The organism is Brachyspira sp. SAP_772 (genome assembly GCF_009755885.1).
Taxonomy (GTDB): domain Bacteria; phylum Spirochaetota; class Brachyspiria; order Brachyspirales; family Brachyspiraceae; genus Brachyspira.
The window spans coordinates 477,723-501,696 of sequence record NZ_VYIX01000001.1; the positions used below are offsets into that span (position 1 = coordinate 477,723).

Consider the following 23,974-nt stretch of genomic DNA (forward strand, 5'->3'; position numbering starts at 1 on the left):
ATAAAAAAAGGTTTTACTGATATTAAATGTTAATAAATAAATTTTATTACATACCCCGCCCTTTAATATTTACTGTTTAAATTTAAATATAGAATTTAATTATATTTTAGAGCAAACATTAAAAAAGCATTCCCACCCAAGCAGTTTTTAAATTGAGAATTTTTATTATAAAATTAAATTAAAACATCATTCACCGCACGCTGAATAAAATTAAAGAATAAAGCCAATTTATAATTCAATTTTTATAAAGTTATAATAGTAAGCTAACCGTGTGTTAAAGAGATTATAAATTTAATAAAAACTAGGGCGGGAGTGCTTTGACAAATTTAGTAATAATAATTAATTAAATAAAAAGTCCAAAATAAAACAATAAATATAATAGGGCGGAGGTGTGTAAGTAAAATTTAAAAAGGCTTTATAATATATCTCTATACTATAAAGCCAATAGGAAATTATGAATCGTATTATATGTCTAAAGCGGCATGATAGCCCCAATAAACAGCATTTGTTATTGTTGCAACTTTTGCAGCATCACCAATCACTCTTACAAAAGGAGCAGTGTCTCTTAATTTTTCAACAGTATCAGTACAAGATTTTTGTCCTAAAGCACATATAACGCTAGTGCCTTCAACTAATACTTCTTTATTATCTTTGTCAACACATAATATTCCGTCTTTTCTTACTTCTATTCCTTTGTATCCAGTATGAACTGTAACATATTTATCAACTTCTTTTAAAAGTAAAGGTCTGTGTCTTACATTAGCATCAGGAGCAAGTTCATCTCTCATTTCTACAAGATGTACTTTTTTGCCTTCCATTCCTAAATGTATAGCACATTCACATCCTGCTAAACCGCCTCCAAATACTACTACATTATCAGTTACTTTATCTTTTTCTTTGTAGTAGTTATTTACTATTACAACATTATCACCATCTAAACCTTTTATAGGTGGAACCAAAGGAGTAGAACCTACAGCAATTATTAATGCATAAGGATTTTCTTTTTCAACTAATTCTTTTGTTACTTCCGTGTTTGTACGAATTTCTACACCAGCTTTTTTGGCAAGTAATTCATAAGTGTAAGATAAATCATACATTTCTTTTTTGAAAGGAAGAGCCTGTTCGCTTTTTAATATACCTCCAATTTCTGCTTCTTTTTCGCATAATATAACCTTATGTCCTCTTCTAGCAGCAGTATAAGCAGCATATAATCCTCCGGGACCAGCACCTGCAACCAAAACTTTTTTACTTTCTCTTGCTGGCATAATCTCAACACCGTCAAGCTCTCTTCCTATTAGAGGATTAACAGTACATCTTCTTGTAGCAGTAGCAGCACGTTCAGCCATACAAGTAAAACATCTTAAACAATATACTATCTCTTCATCTCTGTTTTCCATTACTTTTCTAGGCAATTCATGGTCAGCAAGCAAAGCACGAGCCATATAAACAACATCAGCTTTTCCAGAAGCAATAATCTCTTCCATCTGTTCAGGACTATTTAAACCGCCTATAGTAGATACAGGCACAGAAACATGTTTTTTTATAGCCTCAGCCAAATAAACATTACATCCATGTGGCTTAAACATAGAAGGGTGAGTATCGCCAAAACCTCTTTGATAAGTACCAGCAGATACATGAAGTAAGTCCACATAAGGAGATATCTGTTTAGCTATCTCTATTCCTTCGTCTAAATCATAACCGCCATCAAATAATTCTGAACCGCTGAACCTAAACTCTATTGGGAATTTTTCTCCAACAGCTTTACGTACAGATGTTAATACTTCTATTGCTAAACGGCATCTATTTTCTAAGCTTCCGCCGTATTCATCTTTTCTTTTATTAAAATAAGGAGAGAAAAATTGATTTAATAACCAACCATGTCCGCCATGTATTAAAAGCATTTCAAAACCAGCTCTTTTAGCAAGACCAGCAACATTACCATAAGCAGCAACTATGTCTTTAATCATTTCTTTTGTTAAAGATTTTACTTCCACACCGTCAGGACGAACAGTGTCAGAAGGACCCCATTGAGCCATACTTTGTTTTTTGCTCTTGTCTGTCATATATGTACCAGCATACATACCAGAGTGAGATAATTCTAAACTTGCTATTGAACCATGTCTGCGTATAGCATCAGCAGTATAAGTAGCAGCAGCAAGTGAGTTTAATATTTTTGTATCTAAATGATAAGCATGAGAGCCGTCTGTTTCAGGATGCACCATACATTCACTTACTGTAACAGCACCTGCACCGCCTCTTGCTCTTAATTCATAAAATGCAGTAGATTTAGGTCCTATACAGCCATCATTAGTTATATCAGTTCCGCCCATTGGAGCTGAAAACATTCTATTTTGAAAAGTAACACCAGCTATTGTTATAGGTTTACATAGATTAGGATATTTATGTTTCATATTTTATCTCCTTACATTTTTTATTTTTGTGTTAAAAGTTTTGTCAAAAACAATTTTTTAATTTTTTTGCGGGGACTAGCCCCCGCACCCCCAGTTCTTTTATTGGTATAAAAGAACCAAAAGAACTAAATTTTTGATACTATATTAAGCTAAATCTAAAATATAATTATTTATCTATTAATCAAGAATTAGCTCTCTTCTCTCTTTTGTCTAAAATTGAATATATTATTGTTAATACTATTCCAAAAATATTCAAAGCGCATGCTACCAAAAATGCATTTTGATAAGTGCCGTATTGACGATACATGCTTCCCATAACAGTTGGTCCGAAATATCCAGCTATAGCAACACCAATAAACATTATTCCGTAATTAACACTGTTATTTAATGTTCCAAATTTTGAAGCTGTAAATCCGGGGAAAACTCCCATAAATGAACCAAAACAAAGACCTACTATTGATATGCCAATATAGAATATCACATTAGTTCCTTCTCCTGATTTGTAAAGGCATAATAAACCTATTGCACCAAGTATACATGAAAAAGCTAATGTTAATATTCTTCCTATTTTATCTGAAGAATACCCTGCTACAATTCTTCCAAATACATTAAATAATGCAAGAACCGATACCGCAGTACTAGCAGCAATAGCACTCATACCAACCAAATTTCTTGCCACTGCTGAAGCTTGAGAAGTAATCATCATTCCAGTAAAAGCTCCGCAAGTAAATAAAAGTATCATTACATAAAAAGCAGGAGTTTTAAGCATTCCTTTCCAATCTTTATTTACAGGACCAGCATTTGAAGTTTTCTTTTCTGGAGGAGTCCAACCATCTGGTACAAAGTTTGGAGGGCATTTTTCTATAGTAAAAGAACAAAATGCAAGTATAATACAAAAAGCTATACCTACAATTTTGAAAGCAGTAGGAGCATCGAATTTATTAACTATTGTAGTAACTATAGGAGGAAGTGCTACAGAACCAAAACCATATACTGCAGTGATAATACCGCCTACTAATCCGCTTTTATCTGGAAAGAATTTTATACAGCTGCTTATTGCTGTACCATATGCCATACCTAAACCAAGTCCACCTATTAATGCATAAGACACAATTAAAAATCCTACACTTGTAGCAAAACCAGAAAGAAGCATTCCAAGCCCCCACATCATTCCGCCAACAAATAAAACTTTTTTAGGTCCAAATTTGTCATTAACCCAACCGCCGCTTATCATTGTGATAGGGCCTACACTATTAGCTATTGTATATACTATAGCTAAATCTGCAGAAGTTAATGTTCTTCCCAATATGCCGGATAAATATTCTGCCATAGGGGCTGCAAATACACTCCAAGTATAAATTGAGCCTAAACATAGATTGGCTAAACATACTACAAAAAGTATAAACCACCTTTTTTTGGTATAATTCATAAATATACTCCTATAAATTATTTTTTATATGAAAAACATTTATAAAATGTTATTCTTTTACTCTTTATAGTAAAGTAGTAATATTTTTAATGTATACCGATAATAACATATATAATTAAACATGTCAATATATACATATTAATTTTTATGTGTTATTTGCTATAGATTTTAATTTTAATAGTGATATAATAGAGTAGTTTTAAAAATAATAATTGGAGCAGTTTTATGGGAGTGCTAAAATACGCTATTTTAGGGCTTTTGAATCAAAAAAGCATGACAGGATACGATATTACAAAAGAATTTGAAGAAGCACTGTGCGAGTTTTGGAGTGCAAAACATAGTCAAATCTATCCAGAATTAAAAACTCTTCATAAAGAAGGTATGGTAGAATATAAAATAGAAATATCAGGTAATGTATTAGAAAAAAAGTTATATTCAATAACAGAACTTGGTAAAAAAGACTTTATGAAATGGCTTGAATCAAAAATAGATATTCCGCCTACTTTTAAAGATGAGTTTAGATTGCAGTTGTTTTTCTCAGATTGTTTATCAGAAAAAGATAGAGAAGAATTAATAAAAAATCATCTTAGTCAGCATATAGCTAGGCTAGAGCATTTAAGAAATAATCAAAAGAAATTTAAAGCTATTCCAGAAAAGAATACAAATGCTTTTAGCGATTATTTGGTATTAATGGGAGCTATTATGCGTGAAGAGAATACTTGCAGATGGCTTGAGAAATGTTTAGAGCTGTGCGGTAAATAAAATTTTATCATAAAAAATTATTAATATAAAAGTACTATAATTTACTTATTATATAATAAAAAGTACTTTACATATTGCAAATAATGCCGAGTAATATAATATAAAATATAAAAAAATTAAGAAAGACTATGACAGTTTATATTATAGTATTTATTGTAGTATTTTGTATATTACTTTTTATTGCAAGTAGAATACTGCCAAAATTATATTCAAAATATGTCCAGTCCGATATGGATAGAGTAAATAATTTTATAGCAGCAGAAAAATATGATGTAGCTATAAAAAAATTAAGAGATATTCTATCAAAAAATAAAGTACATACTAAATCATATAAAATATATAAAATTATAGGTGATTGCTATTATAAAATGGGAGAATACCCTTTTGCTATAGTTGAATATAGACATGCAATAGATACAGGCGATGATTCCCCTGAAACAGTAATATCTTTAGGCAGATCTTTAAATGCTATAGGAAGAAAAGAAGAATCATTAGCTCAGTTTTTATCATTATTAAAATTGGGCGGAGAATATAAGGTTAATGTTTCTATAGAAATAGGTAAGATATATTATGATAATAGGCAATATAACACAGCTTTTCAATTTTTTGAAAATGCTTTAGAGAATGATTCTACAAATAAAGAGGCTTTAAAATATAAGGCATATTGTTATGTTAATGCTGGTAATTATAATGAAGCTATAGTTATAATGAGCAGTATTATAAGCAAATATCCTAATGATCCTGCTTTGAATTATAATTTAGGACGTGCATATAAAGGAAAATTGGACTCTAAAAATGCTATTAAGCATTATAAAATATCCAGCAAAGATAGAGAATATGCTATTAAATCATTGTATGAGATAGCTTTATGTTATATAGAATTAAACAATATAGAGTTTGCTATTAAATATTTGGAGATGGCTATTGCTTATGATGGTATTGATAAAGAATTGAATTTAGCTATATTATATCAATTATCTGAATGCTACAGCAGAATGGAAAATCTTAATAAGGCTATAGAGTATTTAGAAAATATAATTATAATAAATCCAAATTATAAAGATGCTGAGAAAAAATTGGCTGAATATAAAGAGTCAAGATATAGTGATAATATTAAAAGCTTCTTTAAACTTGATGAAAATGAATTTGCTGATTTAGCATTAAAAATAGTATCTACTATGAATTTAATTCCATATTCATTAAAGACTACAGATAAGAAATATGTTATAATTTTTGCTAAAGACGGTAAGAGCGTACATTCTACTAAAAAGATAGTATTTTTTAGAATGTCTTACAGCCCTATATTTAATGAAGAGCTTGTGCAGTTGTATGATTATGCTGTTAGTTCTAACGTGGTTAATTCTGTGCTTGTAACTTGTGCTATGGCTACTCCTGATGCTATTAGATATGCAGCTATGTCTAGAATTGATATAGTTGGTATTAAACGTTTAGAAAGTTTAGTAGAGAAGTCTACATTTACAAGTGTTCCTGTTGGTGTTACTAGAGCTGAAGAAAAATTAGACTGGATTGTGTAAATTTTTATCTTATGAAAAAAGTTCAAGATTTTTATTTTAAAAAAGCTAAAGAAGAAAATTATAAAGCTAGAAGTGTATTTAAATTGGAAGAGGCACAAAACAAGTTTAAGTTTATTAAATCATCTGATAATGTGCTTGATGTAGGATGCTCTCCCGGTTCTTTTAGTCAATATATGCTTAATAAGATTATTAAAACTGGTTCTGTTGTGGGGGTTGATATACTTCCTAATAATTTATCACATCAGAGATTTAAATTTATTCTTGGCGATATAAAAGAAATGGACGCTTCCACTTTTGATAATATAGAGTTTGATGTTGTTGTTAGCGATGCTATGCCCAATACTACTTCAGACAGAGAGACTAATCATTTACGTTCCATAGGTTTATGTGAGAAAATATTTTATTTGGCAAAAGATGTATTAAAAGATAATGGGAATTTTTTTATAAAAGTTTTTGACGGAAAAGATTTGCCTAATTTTAAAAAAGAGCTTAATGATTATTTTGATTCTGTAACAGTGTTTAAGCCAAAAAGTTCAAGAGATGAAAGTAGGGAAGTGTTTTTATTTGCAAAGGGTTTTAAAAAGTTAAAAGGGTAGGTATAAAACCCACCCAATTTACAAAAAAATTATTATAAAGATTTAACTATGTCTTTAAGTTTATTTAAATCCTCAGCATTAGGGTGACCCATAGCATTTGGATAATTAGCTAATTTGCCTTCTATAACTTTTTTCTCATCATCAGTAGCAGCCTTAGCTAACATATTCTCAAGATTTTTTTTCTGTCCTTCAATCCACTGACCCTGACAAGCATAAGTGCCAATTACTGTATTAGAAGAATCTATAAATGTTTTAGCAGGATTAAGCATTTTATCATAATAAGCTTGATTATCTCCATAACCAACAGTCATAAATAAAAATACTTTTTTGTTTTTTAATGTTTCCATAAATTTGCCAGCAGCTTCATCGCAAGTACCCTTGTAGCTTCCAGCACCAACAAATACTATATCAGAATCATTAACTTTAGTATTATCTACTTCATTTGCTTTAACGCATTGTAAGCATTCTCCATTAGCAGCTTCTTTTATAGCAAGAGCTAATTTTTCTGTATTTCCGCTTTTACTTGTATAAACTATTGAGTATTTCATTTTTCAATCTCCTTTAAATGTTAGATTAGTCTAATAATATATTATTTGAATATTTTTGCAAGTATAATATTTTTTAGAAATTTGTATTTAAACATATTGACAAACTTCGATATGTTTACTATAATATATATCGATGAAGTTCGATATGTTTTAGGAGGTTTAATGAAAAATTATAAAAAAGATGCTTTAGTATTCAAAGCTTTTTGTGATGAGAATAGACTTCAAATATTAGATATGCTAAAAGAGGGTGAGATATGTGCATGTAAAATTTTAGAAAAACTAAATATAGTTCAGTCAACATTATCTCATCATATGAAAATACTTTTAGATGCAAAAATAGTAAATGGCAGAAAAGAAGGTAAATGGACTCATTATAGTATAAATAAACAAGGCTTTGAAGATGCAAAAAAGATTCTCAACTCCTATGGAGAATATGCAAATAAATCAAAAACTAGCAAAAAAATAAAATGTAAATGCGATTAATAAAATAATGTTTAGAGGCGTTAAGATTATGGAAAGTAAAAAACAAAATATAAGTTTTTTTCAGAAATATTTAACTTTATGGGTATTTATATGCATGGTTATAGGGGTATTGATATCTAAATTCTTACCTATCATACCAGATACATTAAATAAATTTGAATATGCAAATGTGTCTGTACCTATAGCAATATTAATATGGCTTATGATATATCCTATGATGATGAGTGTTGATTTTCAAAGCATAAAGAACGTTACAAAAAATCCAGAAGGTTTATTTGTTACTTGGATTGTAAATTGGCTTATAAAACCTTTTAGTATGTTTTTTATAGCTTCATTGTTTTTTTATACTATACTAAATCAATTCATACCAAAAGATTTAGCAAAAGAATATTTAGTTGGAGCTGTACTTTTAGGGGCTGCTCCATGTACTGCAATGGTATTTGTTTGGAGTGCTTTAACAAATGGAAATCCGTCATACACTGTTGTACAGGTGGCTACTAATGATTTAATAATACTTGTAGCATTTGTTCCCATAGTGAAATTTCTACTAGGTATATCAAATGTTACAGTGCCTTGGGATACATTATTTTTATCTGTTGTATTATTTGTTCTTATTCCTTTAACTGCTGGTATTATTACGAGAGTTTATGTATGCAGTAAAAAAGGAATAGAATATTTTAGTAATATTTTTATTCATAAGTTTGATAATATTACTATAATAGGATTATTATTAACATTGATATTATTATTTAGTTTTCAGGGAAAAGTTATATTATCAAACCCCATTCATATAGTTTTGATAGCCATACCTTTAATATTACAAACATTCTTAATATTTTTTATATCTTATATGGCAAGTTATTTATTAAAACTTCCTCATAATATAGCAGCACCTGCAGGCATGATAGGGGCTTCAAATTTCTTTGAACTTGCTGTAGCAGTGGCAGTATCATTATTTGGAGTGAATTCTGGGGCAGCACTTGCGACTATTGTAGGTGTTTTAGTAGAGGTGCCTGTAATGCTCACACTTGTAAAAATAGCAAATGCAACAAAATACAAATTTAAAAATTAATTTACAAAATATTTGGAGTTACAAAAAATGGAAAACATAAAAACAATATTTATATTTATACAAGATCAAATAATATCTATGAAGTGGCTTAATACTTTAATAGGAAATATATTAAATAATTTTGCTATATCAGAAACATTAAAAGGTGTTATACAATTTTTTGTTTATGATGTTATAAAAATATTTATTTTATTATCAGTGCTCATATTTTGTATATCATATGTTCAATCGTTTTTTCCGCCTGAAAGAACAAAAAAAATATTAGGAAGATTTAATGGGATATCAGCAAATATATTAGCAGCACTTTTTGGAACAGTTACTCCATTTTGCTCTTGTTCTTCTATACCTCTTTTTATAGGTTTTACTTCTGCGGGTATACCAATATCTATGACATTTTCTTTTTTAATATCATCGCCTCTTGTAGATTTAGCTTCTTTAATACTTCTTTCTAGTGTATTTGGAATGAAGATTGCTATTGCTTATGTTGTAGTTGGGCTTGTACTTGCTGTTTTAGGAGGCACTATAATAGGCAAGCTTAAAATGGAGAGATATTTAGAAGACTTTGTGAAAAATATAAAATCTAATGCTAATATAGAAATAGCAAAAATGACAAAAAGAGAGAGAGTAATATATTCAAAAAATCAGGTAATGCAAACTATAAAAAAGGTTTATTTATATATATTTATAGGGGTTGGAATTGGGGCTTTTATACATAATGTTATACCTGAAGCATGGATAAACTCTATACTTGGAAAAAATAATTGGTATTCTGTGCCTTTAGCTTCTTTGGTTGGTATTCCAATGTATGCTGATATATTTGGCACACTTCCTATTGCTGAGAGTTTATATTATAAGGGGGCTGGTTTAGGCACTATATTATCATTTATGATGGCTGTTACTGCTCTTTCGCTTCCTTCTATGATTATGATTAAAAAGGTTGTAAAAATGCCTCTTTTAATATTGTTTGTAGGCATAGTAACTTTAGGGATAATCATAATAGGATATTTATTTAATAATTTTTATTTTCTTTTTGCATGATTTAATTTCTATTTAATATAAATTAATAATAAAAAATTATAAAAAGGAGTAAACTATGTTTTCTAACAACAAAAAATCAAATTGCGGCTGCAGCTGCGGAGGTTCATGCGAAACATCATCTAATGAAGAAAATGCTAGAATAAAAATATTAGGTTCTGGTTGCAGTAACTGCAAAAAATTAGAAGAAAATACATTAGAAGCTTTGAAAGAAATGAATATTGATTTAAAAGTAGGGCATGTTCAGGATATGGCTAAAATAGCTTCTTATGGAGTTATGTCTACGCCTGGTTTGGTATTAGATGATAAAGTATTATCTTATGGTAAAGTGCTAAATAAAAATGAAATAATTGAACTATTAAAAGGTAAATTGTAATAAATTTCTAATATAAAATTATTCTATATATATCTATAATCTATAATATATAATATATATAGAATAATTATAAATTATGGTTATTTATATTGTATAGAGTTTGTATTATAATGAGGGTAGGCACTATATTATCATTTATGATGTTTGTTACTGCTCTTTTACTTCCTTTTATGATTAAGAAGGTTGTAAAAATGCCTATGATTATTTGTATTGTTACTATTGCTATAATATTTAATGCTTTTTATTTTGTGTGAAAAATTATATTAATTAAAATATAATTATGTTTGATTATTGGCAGATGATAACAATTTATTACCAGATTATTGTGGTAATATTTTAGTTTGACAATTATCTCTTATATCTTATACTTCAAAAAAAATATAAGGGATAATTATGAATAAGTTTATTGAAAATTTTTTACTTAATAGTGTTGTAAAGCTGTCTAATAATAAATATATTAGTGCAATTAAGGAAGGGGTTATATCTGTTATAAGTATAACTATAGTAGGTAGTTTTTTCTTGCTTATAGCATATCCTCCTGTTCCGAGTTCTTGGTTTGAAACTGTTGGGCTTTTTAAATGGATTGCATTAAATAGAGATATTATATTAATGCCTTTTCAGGCTACTATGAGTATTATATCAATTTTTGTTATAATAGGTACAGCTTATCATTTGTCAAGAAATTTAGAACTTCCTACAATTCCAACTATACTAATTTCTTTGATAGCATTTTTTATGACTTTAGATTGGACTAAAGCATTAGAGGCTGTATCATTTTCTCAAGTTGTAGTAACAGAAGAAAATCAGCTTGCTTTAATGGAGTTATTAAAATTAGAGAGCTTACCTAATATTGGAGAGACTTTTAATGTTTCTTCAACTCCTTTAAAATCTTTAGGTCTTATAATATCTATGGATAATATGGGCAGTAAAGGGATGTTCGTAGGTTTTCTATGTGTGATACTTGTATGTTTTATATTTAATTTCTTTAAAAAGAAAAACTTAACTATAAAAATGCCTGATGGTGTACCTGAAGGTGTTATAAGATCATTTGAAGCTTTAATTCCTTTGTTAGTTATAGTGTCATTATTTGAGCTTCTTCATTTAATACCAGCTTTATTTCCAAATCAATTTCCATCTGGAATTATAGATTTACATGTAATATTGCAAAAATTATTCTTCTGGCTTCCTATTATAATAAATAGTTTACCGGGTGCATTGATAATGGTATTTTTTATATGTTTTTTATGGTGTTTAGGTATTCATGGAAGTTCTATAGTAGAGGCTTTTACTATGCCTATACTTTTACAGCTTTTTGAGGCTAATGCTCAGGCATATATAAGTGGTGAGGCTATACCTTATATATTAACAAATCAGTTTTATTATGCTTTTGTATGGATTGGCGGCGGCGGCGGTACTCTTGGTCTTGTTATATTGATGGCTTTTGTGGCAAAATCAAAATATATGAAAGTTTTAGGAAAGTCTTCTTTGGCTCCTTGTTTGTTTAATATTAATGAACCTATAGTTTTTGGAGCTCCTATAGTGCTTAATCCATATTTAATGGTGCCATATATTACAGGTCCTATGATATGTGTTATTATTTCATATATAGCTACTAAGATAGGTTTTATTTCTCAGACTGTTGCTGTTGTGCCTTGGACTTTTCCTGCTCCTTTATATGCTTATTTTGCTACGGGGGGCGATTGGAAATCTATAATATTGGTTTTAATTAATTTAGCTGTTTTAACTGCTATATATTTCCCATTTTTAATAGCTTATGATAAAAAACTTCTTTTAGAAGAAACAGAAGAAAATAAGTAAGAATAATTATAAAATAAAAAAGGAGAGAGTATTTTATGGGTAAGAGAATTTTTGAGCTTGCTTTAGAAGATGTATTAAATATGAATGCATCTCTATTAAAAGATATCATAAAAAAATCTGAAGGAAGGTCTGTTATGGCAGAAGTTTGCTGCGGTCATCAGCCTTTAATAGATTCTGTTAGTAATGCAGAAGCAGCAAGTGCATTTGGTGCTGACTTTATTACATTAAATCTATTTGATATGAATAAGCCTTTTATTTGGGGATTATACAAAGAAAATCCTGATTCATCAGAGAAAACTTGGTTATCTGCAAGATTAAAAGGTTTAGTTAATGAGATGAATAAAAATAATGATAATATTGTTAGAGATTTAAAAAAGATTACAGGAAGATTGATAGGAGTTAATTTGGAGCCTGTGCCAGAAAATAGTAATTATAATCCCGGTTTTAGAGCTTCAAAAGAAAATTATGAAAAGCTTCTTAAGTATGGTTTTGATTATGTTGTTCTTACAGGAAATCCTAATACAGGTGTTACAATAGAAAATATAGCAAAATCTGCTAAAGAATTAAAAAATGTATGTGGAGATAAAATTCTTATTATTGCAGGCAAAATGCATGGGGCAGGTGGAGATAATGTATATTCTATGGAAGAGCTTGACAATATGGTTAAGGCTGGTGCCGATGTTGTTATGGTTGGGGCTCCTTCAACACTTCCGGGCTACACTGTTGATTTTGTTCATGAACAGATAAAAAGAATACATAGTTTTGGGGTTTTAGCAAAGACAGCTATAGGTACTTCTCAAGAGGGTGCTGATGTTAATACTATTAGAGAGATGACTTTATGGTCAAAGATGGCAGGTGCTGATATTGTGCATATAGGGGACGCTGCTTATAGCGGAATGTCATTACCAGAAAATATTATGGCTATGTCTATTGCTCTTAGAGGTATAAGACACACTTATAGAAGAATGGCTTATAGAAAATAATTTATTATAATAGCCTATAAAAACATATATTTATTTAATATTTTTTAAAAATAAATTTGCAATTATATTAATATACCTGTATGATGTATATATAAAAAACGTTAAGGTGGGGTATATGCAAAGAATAGATTTTGGCTGAGGCTGTTTACCTGATCCTCTAGAAGATGAGGGTGTACAAAGAGAAGTTGATAAAATCTTATTATTATCTAACGAAAGCTTTGCTGAAATGCTTATTAATTTGCAAAATGCTGTAAATAAATTAAATATTGATTTTCCTATTAAATCTACTGATGATAAGGCTCTTATGTCATATTATGGTGTTATGACTTTACCTGCTCTTATAATAGATGATGAGCTTGTTTCTTATGGAGAAATTCTTTCTGAAGAGAAGCTAATAGGAATTTTAAAAGAAAAATTGTTATAATTTAAATATTATATAAAAAATAAAATTTATAAGGAGAAGATTATATGTCATGGAAAGATCTTTTTTTTGGTAATGGAGGAGGCTGCGGCTGAGGACCTGTTATAGATCCCTTCGGTGAAGAGGAAAAAGTACAGGAAGAACCTATTGAGGCAAGAGTTAAAATACTTGGTACAGGCTGCGAAAATTGCAGAAAATTAGAGGAAAACACTATAGCTGCAATAGAAGAAGCTAAACTTGATTTGGCTATTAAACATGTAGAAAATATGGAAGATATAGCATTTTATGGTGTTATGTCAACTCCAGCTTTAGTTTTAGATGATAAGGTTCTTTCTTATGGAAAAGTCTTAAGTAAAGAAGAGATCATTGAATTATTAAAAGCTAATTTATAATATTTTATTATAATTATATTTTATATAAAAAGAGGTGGATATATTTTTACTATATTCATCTCTTTTTTATTATCATTTTTATGTATCCTTTATAATTTATCAAATATTTCTTTATCAATTTATCAATCTATTTATTAATTTATCTATATTATTATAGTTTTATATGTATTTAGGCTTTAATTATTAAAAAAAATTAAAAAAATATAGTTATTTTTGTAAAAAATATAGAATTCAACTTGCAATAACTATATCTATATAGTATAATATATTTATTGATAATAAATACTAATAAGGAGTAATTAAGATGTCAGATAAAAAATTAACTACAGAATTTGGTGCCCCAGTAGAAAATAACCAGCATTCTATGACGGCAGGTGCTAGAGGACCTATGTTGCTTCAAGATGTATGGTTCATGGAAAAAATGGCACACTTTGATAGAGAAGTTATACCAGAAAGAAGAATGCATGCTAAAGGTTCTGGGGCTTATGGTACATTTACAGTTACTCATGATATAACAAAATATACTAAAGCAAAAATATTTTCTGAAATTGGAAAGAAAACAGAATTATTTGTAAGATTTTCTACAGTAGCAGGTGAGAGAGGTGCTGCTGATGCTGAAAGAGATATAAGAGGTTTTGCTATTAAGTTTTATACTGAAGAAGGAAACTGGGATTTGGTAGGAAACAATACTCCTGTATTTTATTTTAGAGACCCTTTAAAATTCCCAGATTTGAATCACGCTGTAAAAAGAGACCCTAGAACTAATATGAGAAGTGCTCAAAACAAATGGGACTTTTTAACTTCACTTCCTGAATCTATTCATCAAATAACTATAGATATGAGCGACAGAGGTATACCTTATAGTTATAGGCATATGCACGGATTTAGCAGCCATGCCTATAGTTTTATAAACAAAGAAGGCAAAAGATATTGGGTAAAATTCCATTTCAAAACTCAGCAAGGAATTAAAAATCTAACGGATGAAGAAGCTGCAGCAATAATAGCAAAAGACAGAGAAAGCTCTCAAAAAGATTTATTTGAAGCTATAGAGAGAGGCGACTTCCCTAAATGGAACATGAAAATTCAAATAATGACAGAAGAGCAAGCAAATGCAAGTAAAAGAAATCCATTTGACCTAACAAAAACTTGGTCACAAAAAGAATATCCTTTAATTGATGTTGGTGTTTTAGAATTAAACAGAAATCCTGAAAACTATTTTGCAGAAGTAGAGCAATCAGCATTTAGTCCTTCTACAATAGTTCCGGGCATTGGATTCTCACCAGACAGAATGCTTCAAGGAAGATTATTCTCATACACTGATACTCAAAGATACAGATTAGGTGTTAATTATGCAAGCATTCCTGTAAATGCACCTAAGTTTAAACCTAACACTTATCACAGAGATGGATATATGAGAGTAGAGTCTAATGGTTCAAAAGTTGAGTACGAACCAAACTCACAAGGCGAATGGAAAGAGCAAAAAGAATATGCTGAACCTCCTTTGAAAATTTACGGCGATGCTTATAGATATGACCATAGAGAAGATGATGATGATTATTACACTGATGCAAGAGCTTTATTTAATCTTATGACAGATGCACAAAAGCAAGTGTTGTTTGAAAATACAGCAAGAGATATGAATGGTGTTACTAAAGAAGTACAATTAAGACATATTAAAAATTGTATGAATGTAGATAAGGCTTATGGACTAGGGGTTGCCAAAGCATTAGGTTTTGATGAGAAGGATATAAAATAAAAAATAGACAACTAAATAAATAACAATCTCCATAAATAATACGATAATAGTCAATCGATAATTTCGGTTGGCTATTATTGTTTTTATGAATTAGGATTTAATTAACATAATATAGTTAACATAATTAAATTATCATATTTTAAATAACATAATTCAGTTTACATAATTTAAAATTTATATTTAATTATTAAGCATAATATTTTATACATCCAGATTTTAAAAGGTTATAAAAACTATAAATTTTTTTAAAAAATCATTATAAAAAAGCTATTATTTTAATAAAACTCTTCATTAATATACTACAATCTAATAAAAAATAATTTTAAAAAAATTAAAATAAATTTTTATTTCTATATTGACATAATTTTTTTTTTACTATATAAGACTTGTGTCAATTCAAGAGCTGCTGTTTTTGAATTTGGCAATTAAAACTATTTAGGAGTAAATCAATATTATGAAAAAGATTTTGATTTTCTTAAGTCTCGTGAGCATGATCATGCTTACTTCTTGCGGAGGCGGCGCCTCTAGTTCTACTGATATCGTTATAACAGGTTCTTCTTCAGTTTCCCCACTAATGTTCAAACTAGCTGAAAAATTTGAAGAAGCTAATTCCAACTATACTGTAACAGTAGAAACATCAGATTCAACTATTGGAGTTCAGGATACTATAAACGGCAACAACAATATAGGCATGGCTTCAAGAAATTTGAAAGAAGATGAGTTACCAAGTTTAGATGCTTATTTATTGTGTCAAGATGGTATAGTAATCATCGCTAATAAAGATGCTGACATTGCTCAGATAAGCGAAGAAGAATTATATAATCTTTACATGAACAATACTGCAATAGGAAGTGTAACTAAATCTATTTCAAGAGAAGATGGTTCTGGTACAAGAAGTGCTTTTACAGACTTAACTTCTATCGGCAAAGAAAATCCATTACCTGCAACTGTTGAAATATTAGATGGAACAGGAAAGGTTAAGACATCAGTAATGAGTGATACTTCTAAGATTGGATATATTTCTTTGGGTTCTATTGATGATACAATAAAGCCTTTGGCATATAAAGCAAAAGGTCAAAATGAATATGTTCAAGCATCAGTAGAAAATATTAAAAGTGATGCCTACAAGCTATACCGTCCTTTCTACATATTCACTAAAAAGGGGATTGAACTTGATGAAGGAACTAAGGCGTTCTTAGACTTCATTAATAGTGAAACAGGGAAAGCGGTCATAAATGAAAATGGCTATGTAGCTAACTAATTTGAAATGAATAAGTCGATGTACAATATTTTTTGTATATCGGCTTTTTTTATTTCTAAGTAATTTTTAAGGACATTTATTTTGAGTAAGAATATTAATAAATATAAGTTTAATGAAATAATAGATAATATAATGAGATATATATTTTTTATATGTTCTATATTTTCAGTTATAGTTGTATTTTCAATATGTATTTTTATATTTATCTATAGTGTTCCAATATTTAAAGAGGTTGGATTTTTTCAATTTGTTTTTGGAATGAATTGGTCGCCTTCAACAAAGGATTTTGGAATATTGCCGATGATTATGGGCTCTTTATATATCACAATTCTTTCAGTATTTCTTGGGGGCGGATTTGGTTTTTTTACGGCGGTTTATATATCAATGTTTGCTCCAAAAAGAATAAGAGTAATATTATCTCAGGTAATAGATTTGCTTGCGGGCATTCCATCTATTGTTTATGGATTTTTTGGAATGGTGGTATTAGTTCCTTTTCTAAAAAACTTCTCTCCAAATAATGTGGGTGAGGGGGTGTTAGCTAGTTCTATAATACTTGCTATAATGATACTTCCTACTATAACATCAATTACAAGATACAATTTGGAAGCTGTTTACAAATATTACTATGACGGTGCTAGGGCTTTGGGTAATACTCATTCTCAGGCTATTTTTGGTGTTATAGTGAAGGCGGCAAAGTCAGGAATATTTTCTGCTATAGTGCTTGGTATGGGAAGGGCTATTGGTGAGACTATGGCTGTTATGATGGTGGCAGGTAATGCTCCTTTTATACCTAAAGATTTATTCTCATATTTTAGAACTATGACTATTAACATAGCATTAGAGATGGGGTATGCAACAGGAAATCATAGGTCAGCATTAATTGCAACTGCTTTTGTACTACTCATATTTATACTTATAATCAATATAGTGCTTTCTATCCTAAAAAGAAATAATTTATATTTTTCATTTTCTTTTTCTAATCTTTTTAGAAAGAACAAAGAGCTTAAAACAAATATAAATGATTTTTCTTTTAAAAAGTTTGACATGAAGATGTGTACTATAAAGGCTAGTATTTTAGAATATATTTCTGTATTTGCTTCTATTGTATCTACACTGCTTTTAGTTTTTATAGTATTATTCATACTTATTAGAGGGCTTCCTCATATAACATTAAATTTACTATTTGGTGAAAGCAACAATTCTCAAATGACGCTTTTGCCTGCAATAGTTTCTACTTCTATGATGCTTTTTATGTCTTTAATAATAGCTATTCCATTAGGAGTATTTGCCGCTATTTATTTAACAGAATATTCAAAAGCAAAGAGTCAATTAATATCTATAATAAGAATATTTACAGACAGTTTATCGGGAATACCTTCAATAGTGTTTGGACTTTTTGGTATGCTAATATTTGCTAATTTGTTTGGAATGGGAAGAAGCATATTAGCGGGTTCTCTCACATTAGTGTTAATAATACTTCCTTCTATAATAAGACAAACAGAAGAGACTTTACTCTCAATACCTTCAAGTTTAAGAGAGGGTAGTTTGGCATTAGGGGCTTCAAAGGTGAGAACAATATTTAAGATAGTTTTGCCTTGTGGTTTCTCTGGAATAATGACTTCTGTTATTTTAAGTATTGGTAGGATAGTTGGAGAGAGTGCGGCTTTAATATATACTGCTGGTGCTGTTAGATATATGCCGAAGGGTTATTTTAGTGCGGGGAGTTCTTTTTCTGTTATGATGTGGATGTTTTCAAGCGAGGGGCTTTATATTAATCAGACTTTCGCTACTGCAAGCATTTTGCTTATAATGGTTATACTTCTTAATGCTTCATTATTTTTAGTGAATACAAAATTAAAAAAAGATTATTAAATTCTAAGGGGATTGAATATATATGGCTAATGAATTAAATAATATAGTTGATTTTGATTTTAATACTGATATAGCTATTAAGGTTAGAGATTTAGATTTATATTATGAATCTTTTCAGGCTTTAAAAAAAATAAATATTGATATAAACAAAAACAGCGTAACAGCTTTTATAGGACCTTCTGGTTGCGGAAAATCTACTCTTTTAAAAACTTTTAATAGAATGAATGATTTAATTCCAAACTGTAAAATAGAAGGTGATATAGAGATAGCTGGAGTTAATATATATAATAAAAATGTTAATGTATCGTATTTGAGAAAAAATGTAGGAATGGTTTTTCAGAAATCTAATCTTTTTGCTATGAGTGTTTATGACAATATTGCTTATGGACCGAGGACTTTTGGAATAAAAAAGAAATCAGAGTTAGATGAGATTGTTGAATATAGTTTAACAAAGGCTGCTATTTGGGACGACATAAAAGACAGGCTTAATAAAAATGCTTTAGGACTTTCTGGAGGTCAGCAGCAGAGATTATGTATTGCGAGAGCTTTATCGGTTAACCCTAAAATACTTCTTATGGATGAGCCTACAAGTGCATTAGACCCAATAAGCACTGGCAAAATAGAAGACCTTGTTGATGAGCTTAAAAATGAATATACAATAGTAATAGTTACGCATAATATGCAGCAGGCTATGAGGGTATCTGATAAAACGGCTTTCTTTTTGTTTGGTGAGATTATAGAATATAGAGATACAGAAGATATATTCTCTAAGCCTCAAGACCAAAGAACAGAGAGATATATCACCGGAAGATTTGGTTAATTTTATAACTTATTATTTTTTAATAAAAAACGGAGTAAAAAAAATGAAAAAATTTGAAGAAGAATTAAATAAATTAACAGAATATGTTGTTGAAGCAGGTGAGATGATAATAGAAGCTTTAAGAAACTCTACAAAGGCTTTAACAAATGGAGATATTGAATTAGCAAATCAGGTTATAGAAAATGACAGAAATATAAATAGAATATCTTACAGAATAGAAAGCTCATCATTAAAAATGCTATTATTAGAACACCCTGTTGCAACCGATTTAAGAATAGTTTCATCAGCATTAAAAATAGCTACAGATTTAGAGAGAATAGGGGATCAGGCTAAGGATATATGCGATTTGCTTAGATTTTTATTAGAAGGAAATGTTTATAAAAATAATATTGACACTATAATAGAGATGTCTAATATTATTGATGAGATGCTTAATAATTGTCTTAAGGCATTTAAAAGTAAAGATGGTGAATTATCTAAGAGCATTATAGAGAGAGATGATTATGTGGATAAATTATTCTACAAGATGCGTGATGCTATGGTTAATTTAATAAAGAGCGGCACTGAGAATGCAGATCAGGCAATATATTTGATGATGATAGCTAAGTATTTTGAGAAGATGGGGGATCATGCTGAAAATATAGCTAAGTGGGTTTATTATTACAGCACAGGCGACAGGGTAAAATAATTAAAAATTACCCATAATTTTACGAATTTTGTATTAATAAAAATTTTGCAGTGCAGTATTGACTATATTATGTTTTTGTTATATACTAATTGCAAAATTATTGTTAACTTTTTTGGAGGAAATGATGGCAAGAGTATGTGAAATATGTGGCAAAGGTAAACAGAATGGACATAGCGTTAGCCACTCAAATATTAAAACTAAACGCTCATTCAATGCTAACTTGCAAAATATAAAAATAGAACTTAATGGTTCTACTAAAAAAGCTTTGGTTTGCACTAAATGTATTAAAGGAAACAAAGTAGTAAAAGCTAAATAATGAAAGTAGAAATTGGAAAATTCGCGGGTTTTTGTGACGGTGTTAAATATGCCGTTGAAAAAACCTTCTCGCAAGCCTCTAAAAGCAATGAAGAGATTTATGTAGACGGTCATCTTATACATAATCCTCAAACTTTAGATATGCTTGAAAAAACAGGTGTAAAAACCTACGAAGATACTGAAGATGATATGTCTGTGCTTGATGATAAAACTGTAATTATAAGAGCACATGGCATATCTCCAGAAAGAAGAGAAGCTCTATCTAGTCATGCAAAAAAAATAGTTAATCTTACTTGCAAATATGTCGCAAAAATACAAGGTCTAGTAAAAAAACATAGTTCATTAGGTTATAGGGTTATTGTTATAGGTAATCCTAATCACCCTGAAATTATTGGTGTATGCGGTTTTGCAAAAGATGTTTATGTTGTTTATAAAGACGAAGATATAGATAAGCTTCCAGAAGATGATAAAAAAACTCTAATAGTAGCCCAAACAACCCTTCAAAAAGAAACATTCGATAAATTCGTTTCTCAAATACAAAATAAATACAAAAACTCTGAATTAATAATAAAAAATACAATCTGTGAAGCAACCGAACAAAGACAAAATGAAATATTAGATATAGCTAAAAGAAATGATGTAGTTCTTGTTATAGGCGGAAGCGAGAGCAGTAACACTAGAAACCTATACAAAATAGCTTCCAATATAAAGCCTTCATTTTATGTAGAGTTTAAAGAAGATTTAGAGAAAATAGATCTTACCTCCTACAAAAATGTAGGCATAATGGCGGGAGCTTCCACTCCTGATTGGCTCATAGAAGATATTGCTCAAACTATAAAAGATAATTATTCAAACAGTTTTTATAGAGGCATTAATAAATTATTTGATTTTCTTAATTATGGTTATATATTCTTTTCTTTTGGTGCTTTTTTAATGTCTTATGCTATTTATGATATTTTAGATAAACCTTTTCAATATAGAATAGGGGTGATAGTGGCATTATATTATTTATTTATGAGTTTGGGTAATGGTTATAGCAATTATACTATAAAAATTAGTGATAAAAGACGCTATCTTTTCTATCAGAAATATAAGCCTGCATTTTTAACTATTATTGTTATAAGTGCATTAATTATGTTTTATCTTGCATACAATGTTGATATTGGTATATTAATGCTTACAATATTATCTACACTTTTGGGTACTGCATATAATATGAGCTTTGAAAAAAATGATAGATTTAATAATTCCTTTTTCTTTAGATTATTTAAAAAATTAATACCATTTAAAGCTATAATAATATCCATTGCTGTTACCACTCTTTTAAATGGCTCTATATTGCTTCTTAATAGAAACATATTAAAAGATAATACATTATCTTATTTATTTTCAGTGAGTATAGTTTTTATATTTATGTTTATAAGACAGGCTTTAATAGAAATAAAATTTTCACAAAGCGACAAGATAGCAGGAGCTGTTACTCTAACTACTTATATAGATTCAGATAAATTAGCAATAATAACAGCCATTATACCAATAATATTATTAATAGGTGTAGTTATTGCCAATATATTTTTCTCAGATTTTAATAACATGAAATATTTTATCCCTGTTTTATATAGCAGCATAGTATCATTTATAGTGATGAAAAGAAGGGTGATAACAAGCAGACATTTATTTTCTATATTAATAGATTCTACATTATATGTATTATTTTTAGCGGCATTAATTTAATTTTTAAGCAAAAAATATATTTGCAAAAAATCTTTAATACCGCTAATAATTATTCTTTTCTTCTAAAAAGTGAAGAAGATGATGATTGTAAATGATTTGCTCTTAAATCAATAAGCTCAAATATAGTAGCAGAAGATAAACTTTCTCTCAAAGCTTTAGGAGCTTTAAGTAATTTAATAATCTCTTCATTAACCATCCATTCTTCATCATAATTGCTGCTGATTGAATCTCTTGGAGCATATATCATATTGCTTCTAGCTAATACAATAAATCTATTATTTTCATCATAATAACCTAACTCAGCAATGAAATAAGCATGAGGCATAGCTAAATTAATATATCTGTCTCCATAAATTGCATTAACATCAATTTCTCTGTGTATTTCACCATTTGTAATATCATAACCAAATACATGAAATATTCTCACAGATATTCTGCGGTTTTTCAAAGAGTGATAAGATATGTCATTATCAGATATATCCCAATAGAAAAAGCACCATTCAGGATCTCTCATCATTAAAGTTAATTTAGTTTCATTATATCTATCAGGTAATTCTCTAACAATATCAACATCATCAGGTATATATTGCGGCTTTTTTTCTTCTTCTTCAATTTCTACTTTAATTATTATTTCTTCTTCTTTAGTTTTTTTAGCAGTTTTCTTTGCTGATGTTTTTTTAGCAGTTGTAGTTTTTTTAGTTGTTTCTTTTTTTACAACTGTTTTTTTAGCTGTAGTAGTTTTTTTAGCAGAAACTGATTCTTTTTCTGTAGTTGCCTTTTTGGATGTAGTTTTTTTAGCTGAAGCTGCAGTAGTTTTTTTAGCTGTTTCTTTTTTAACTGTTGCTTTTTTAGGAGCAGCTTCTTTTTTTGCAGCAGTTTTCTTAGGAGCGGCGGCAACATCTTTTTTTACGGCTGTTTTTTTTACAGCTGTTTCTTTTTGGGTTGTTGTTTTTTTGGTTGTAGCCATAAATAATTCTCCATAGGTATAGGGTTATAAATATGTAATAACTAATGTGTAAATTATAGAATAAATAACCATATTGTCAATAACTTTTTTACTTTTTTATTTTTATATTATTTTTATATTTATTACGATAATTATTGCATATTATTATTTTAAGGGGTGAACGTGAAAAAAAGTGTTATATTATTTTTCATTATTTTTAGTACTGTTTTATTAGCTCAAGAAGATTTTACTGTTCCTATGACTCCTAGTAAGGATCAGCAATTAGATATAGTAGCAAAATATGGAAGTTCTTTAAGTAAGTTTGATGGAAGTCCAAAGGCATATGCTCAATTAAAATATTGTATTAGCATATTAGATTCCAGAAAGAAAAAAGAATTAAAAGAGCATCCTGCATATTCAACTTTGGGAGATGTTTATATGTATGGGGCTACGTATTTACAAAAAGAATACAAAGAAGAAAAAATTATAGAAATGTATAATAAGGCTTTGGAGTTGAGGGGAGACCCTAATTCTTATTATTCGCTTGCTCTTATATACAAAAACAAATATGATAATGCTGTAAAAAATAATGATGCTGCCAAAGAAGTAGAATATGGTAAAAAAGTTTATGATAATTTTGACAAATTTGTTCTATTGTCTGGAAACAGTAATGTTAAAAAATATAAAGATATTTTAAACTATTTTAAAACTTATAAATAAT

At 29.1% G+C, this 23,974-nt stretch carries 23 protein-coding genes and 1 pseudogene; 20 read left to right on the forward strand and 4 right to left on the reverse strand.

The window, feature by feature from the left end:
* Positions 1 to 464: 464 nt before the first annotated feature.
* Together GQX97_RS02080 and GQX97_RS02085 are read right to left on the reverse strand one after the other, a co-directional pair.
* Positions 465 to 2,411 carry an NAD(P)/FAD-dependent oxidoreductase gene (locus tag GQX97_RS02080; protein ID WP_157150306.1) on the reverse strand — a complete coding sequence of 649 codons (1,947 nt, stop codon included), beginning with the start codon at positions 2,409 to 2,411 and terminating at the stop codon, positions 465 to 467.
* A gap of 181 nt (positions 2,412 to 2,592) precedes the next feature.
* Positions 2,593 to 3,840 carry an OFA family MFS transporter gene (locus GQX97_RS02085; protein ID WP_157150307.1) on the reverse strand — a complete coding sequence of 416 codons (1,248 nt, stop codon included), beginning with the start codon at positions 3,838 to 3,840 and terminating at the stop codon, positions 2,593 to 2,595.
* A gap of 225 nt (positions 3,841 to 4,065) precedes the next feature.
* Between GQX97_RS02085 and GQX97_RS02090 the strand changes: the two genes are divergently transcribed.
* The 3 genes from GQX97_RS02090 to GQX97_RS02100 all read left to right on the forward strand — a co-directional run bounded on the left by GQX97_RS02090 (position 4,066) and on the right by GQX97_RS02100 (position 6,733).
* On the forward strand, positions 4,066 to 4,602 hold the full coding sequence (locus tag GQX97_RS02090) for a PadR family transcriptional regulator (protein ID WP_157150308.1): 537 nt from the start codon (positions 4,066 to 4,068) through the stop codon (positions 4,600 to 4,602).
* 128 nt (positions 4,603 to 4,730) lie between these two features.
* Positions 4,731 to 6,137 (forward strand): lipopolysaccharide assembly protein LapB, encoded by a 1,407-nt coding sequence (locus GQX97_RS02095; protein WP_157150309.1) that lies wholly within the window; start codon positions 4,731 to 4,733, stop codon positions 6,135 to 6,137.
* An 11-nt stretch (positions 6,138 to 6,148) separates the two neighbouring features.
* The gene (locus tag GQX97_RS02100) at positions 6,149 to 6,733 is read left to right on the forward strand and encodes an RlmE family RNA methyltransferase (RefSeq protein WP_157150310.1); all 585 of its coding nucleotides are present in this window, start codon (positions 6,149 to 6,151) and stop codon (positions 6,731 to 6,733) included.
* A gap of 32 nt (positions 6,734 to 6,765) precedes the next feature.
* Here GQX97_RS02100 and GQX97_RS02105 read toward each other — a convergent pair whose 3' ends face one another.
* Positions 6,766 to 7,281, reverse strand: a complete 516-nt coding sequence (locus tag GQX97_RS02105; protein WP_157150311.1) for a flavodoxin family protein — start codon at positions 7,279 to 7,281, stop codon at positions 6,766 to 6,768.
* A 162-nt stretch (positions 7,282 to 7,443) separates the two neighbouring features.
* Between GQX97_RS02105 and GQX97_RS02110 the strand changes: the two genes are divergently transcribed.
* The 16 genes and pseudogenes from GQX97_RS02110 (at position 7,444) to ispH (ending at position 22,307) form a co-directional block, all read left to right on the forward strand.
* Complete coding sequence (locus tag GQX97_RS02110; RefSeq protein WP_157150312.1) at positions 7,444 to 7,764, forward strand: helix-turn-helix transcriptional regulator; 321 nt, start codon at positions 7,444 to 7,446, stop codon at positions 7,762 to 7,764.
* A gap of 28 nt (positions 7,765 to 7,792) precedes the next feature.
* The gene (arsB, locus tag GQX97_RS02115) at positions 7,793 to 8,836 is read left to right on the forward strand and encodes an ACR3 family arsenite efflux transporter (protein ID WP_157150313.1); all 1,044 of its coding nucleotides are present in this window, start codon (positions 7,793 to 7,795) and stop codon (positions 8,834 to 8,836) included.
* 27 nt (positions 8,837 to 8,863) lie between these two features.
* Entirely contained in the window at positions 8,864 to 9,874 is a 1,011-nt protein-coding gene (locus tag GQX97_RS02120; RefSeq protein WP_157150314.1) for a permease, read from the forward strand.
* A 55-nt stretch (positions 9,875 to 9,929) separates the two neighbouring features.
* Entirely contained in the window at positions 9,930 to 10,247 is a 318-nt protein-coding gene (locus tag GQX97_RS02125) for a thioredoxin family protein (RefSeq protein ID WP_157150315.1), read from the forward strand.
* Between the two features lie 110 nt (positions 10,248 to 10,357).
* Entirely contained in the window at positions 10,358 to 10,501 is a 144-nt protein-coding gene (locus GQX97_RS02130) for a hypothetical protein (RefSeq protein ID WP_232473242.1), read from the forward strand.
* A 139-nt stretch (positions 10,502 to 10,640) separates the two neighbouring features.
* Positions 10,641 to 12,065, forward strand: coding sequence for a PTS sugar transporter subunit IIC (locus GQX97_RS02135; RefSeq protein WP_157150316.1), 1,425 nt, complete (start codon positions 10,641 to 10,643; stop codon positions 12,063 to 12,065).
* Positions 12,066 to 12,100: 35 nt separating this feature from the next.
* Positions 12,101 to 13,048: a hypothetical protein gene (locus GQX97_RS02140; RefSeq protein ID WP_157150317.1), complete on the forward strand. Its 948-nt coding sequence runs from the start codon at positions 12,101 to 12,103 to the stop codon at positions 13,046 to 13,048.
* 139 nt (positions 13,049 to 13,187) lie between these two features.
* A pseudogene (locus tag GQX97_RS14900) lies at positions 13,188 to 13,472 on the forward strand (thioredoxin family protein); the annotation flags it as partial.
* Positions 13,473 to 13,573: 101 nt separating this feature from the next.
* Positions 13,574 to 13,861 (forward strand): thioredoxin family protein, encoded by a 288-nt coding sequence (locus GQX97_RS02150; protein ID WP_081445689.1) that lies wholly within the window; start codon positions 13,574 to 13,576, stop codon positions 13,859 to 13,861.
* Positions 13,862 to 14,165: 304 nt separating this feature from the next.
* Positions 14,166 to 15,617, forward strand: coding sequence for a catalase (locus tag GQX97_RS02155; protein WP_157150319.1), 1,452 nt, complete (start codon positions 14,166 to 14,168; stop codon positions 15,615 to 15,617).
* Between the two features lie 454 nt (positions 15,618 to 16,071).
* Positions 16,072 to 16,878 (forward strand): substrate-binding domain-containing protein, encoded by an 807-nt coding sequence (locus GQX97_RS02160; RefSeq protein ID WP_157150320.1) that lies wholly within the window; start codon positions 16,072 to 16,074, stop codon positions 16,876 to 16,878.
* A gap of 81 nt (positions 16,879 to 16,959) precedes the next feature.
* Positions 16,960 to 18,750 carry a phosphate ABC transporter permease subunit PstC gene (pstC, locus tag GQX97_RS02165; protein WP_157150321.1) on the forward strand — a complete coding sequence of 597 codons (1,791 nt, stop codon included), beginning with the start codon at positions 16,960 to 16,962 and terminating at the stop codon, positions 18,748 to 18,750.
* Positions 18,751 to 18,772: 22 nt separating this feature from the next.
* Complete coding sequence (gene pstB, locus GQX97_RS02170; protein ID WP_157150322.1) at positions 18,773 to 19,570, forward strand: phosphate ABC transporter ATP-binding protein PstB; 798 nt, start codon at positions 18,773 to 18,775, stop codon at positions 19,568 to 19,570.
* Positions 19,571 to 19,613: 43 nt separating this feature from the next.
* Positions 19,614 to 20,258 (forward strand): phosphate signaling complex protein PhoU, encoded by a 645-nt coding sequence (phoU, locus tag GQX97_RS02175; protein WP_157150323.1) that lies wholly within the window; start codon positions 19,614 to 19,616, stop codon positions 20,256 to 20,258.
* A gap of 124 nt (positions 20,259 to 20,382) precedes the next feature.
* Entirely contained in the window at positions 20,383 to 20,574 is a 192-nt protein-coding gene (rpmB, locus tag GQX97_RS02180; RefSeq protein ID WP_014932896.1) for a 50S ribosomal protein L28, read from the forward strand.
* Positions 20,574 to 22,307, forward strand: a complete 1,734-nt coding sequence (gene ispH / locus GQX97_RS02185; RefSeq protein ID WP_157150324.1) for a 4-hydroxy-3-methylbut-2-enyl diphosphate reductase — start codon at positions 20,574 to 20,576, stop codon at positions 22,305 to 22,307. Before rpmB ends, ispH begins: the two co-directional genes overlap by 1 nt.
* A 49-nt stretch (positions 22,308 to 22,356) precedes the next feature.
* On the opposite strand, the gene GQX97_RS02190 is transcribed toward ispH, so the two are convergent.
* Entirely contained in the window at positions 22,357 to 23,274 is a 918-nt protein-coding gene (locus GQX97_RS02190; RefSeq protein ID WP_157150325.1) for a DUF4912 domain-containing protein, read from the reverse strand.
* 162 nt (positions 23,275 to 23,436) lie between these two features.
* Here GQX97_RS02190 and GQX97_RS02195 point away from each other — a divergent pair, with 162 nt between their 5' ends.
* The gene (locus tag GQX97_RS02195) at positions 23,437 to 23,973 is read left to right on the forward strand and encodes a hypothetical protein (protein ID WP_157150326.1); all 537 of its coding nucleotides are present in this window, start codon (positions 23,437 to 23,439) and stop codon (positions 23,971 to 23,973) included.
* Position 23,974 lies beyond the last annotated feature (1 nt).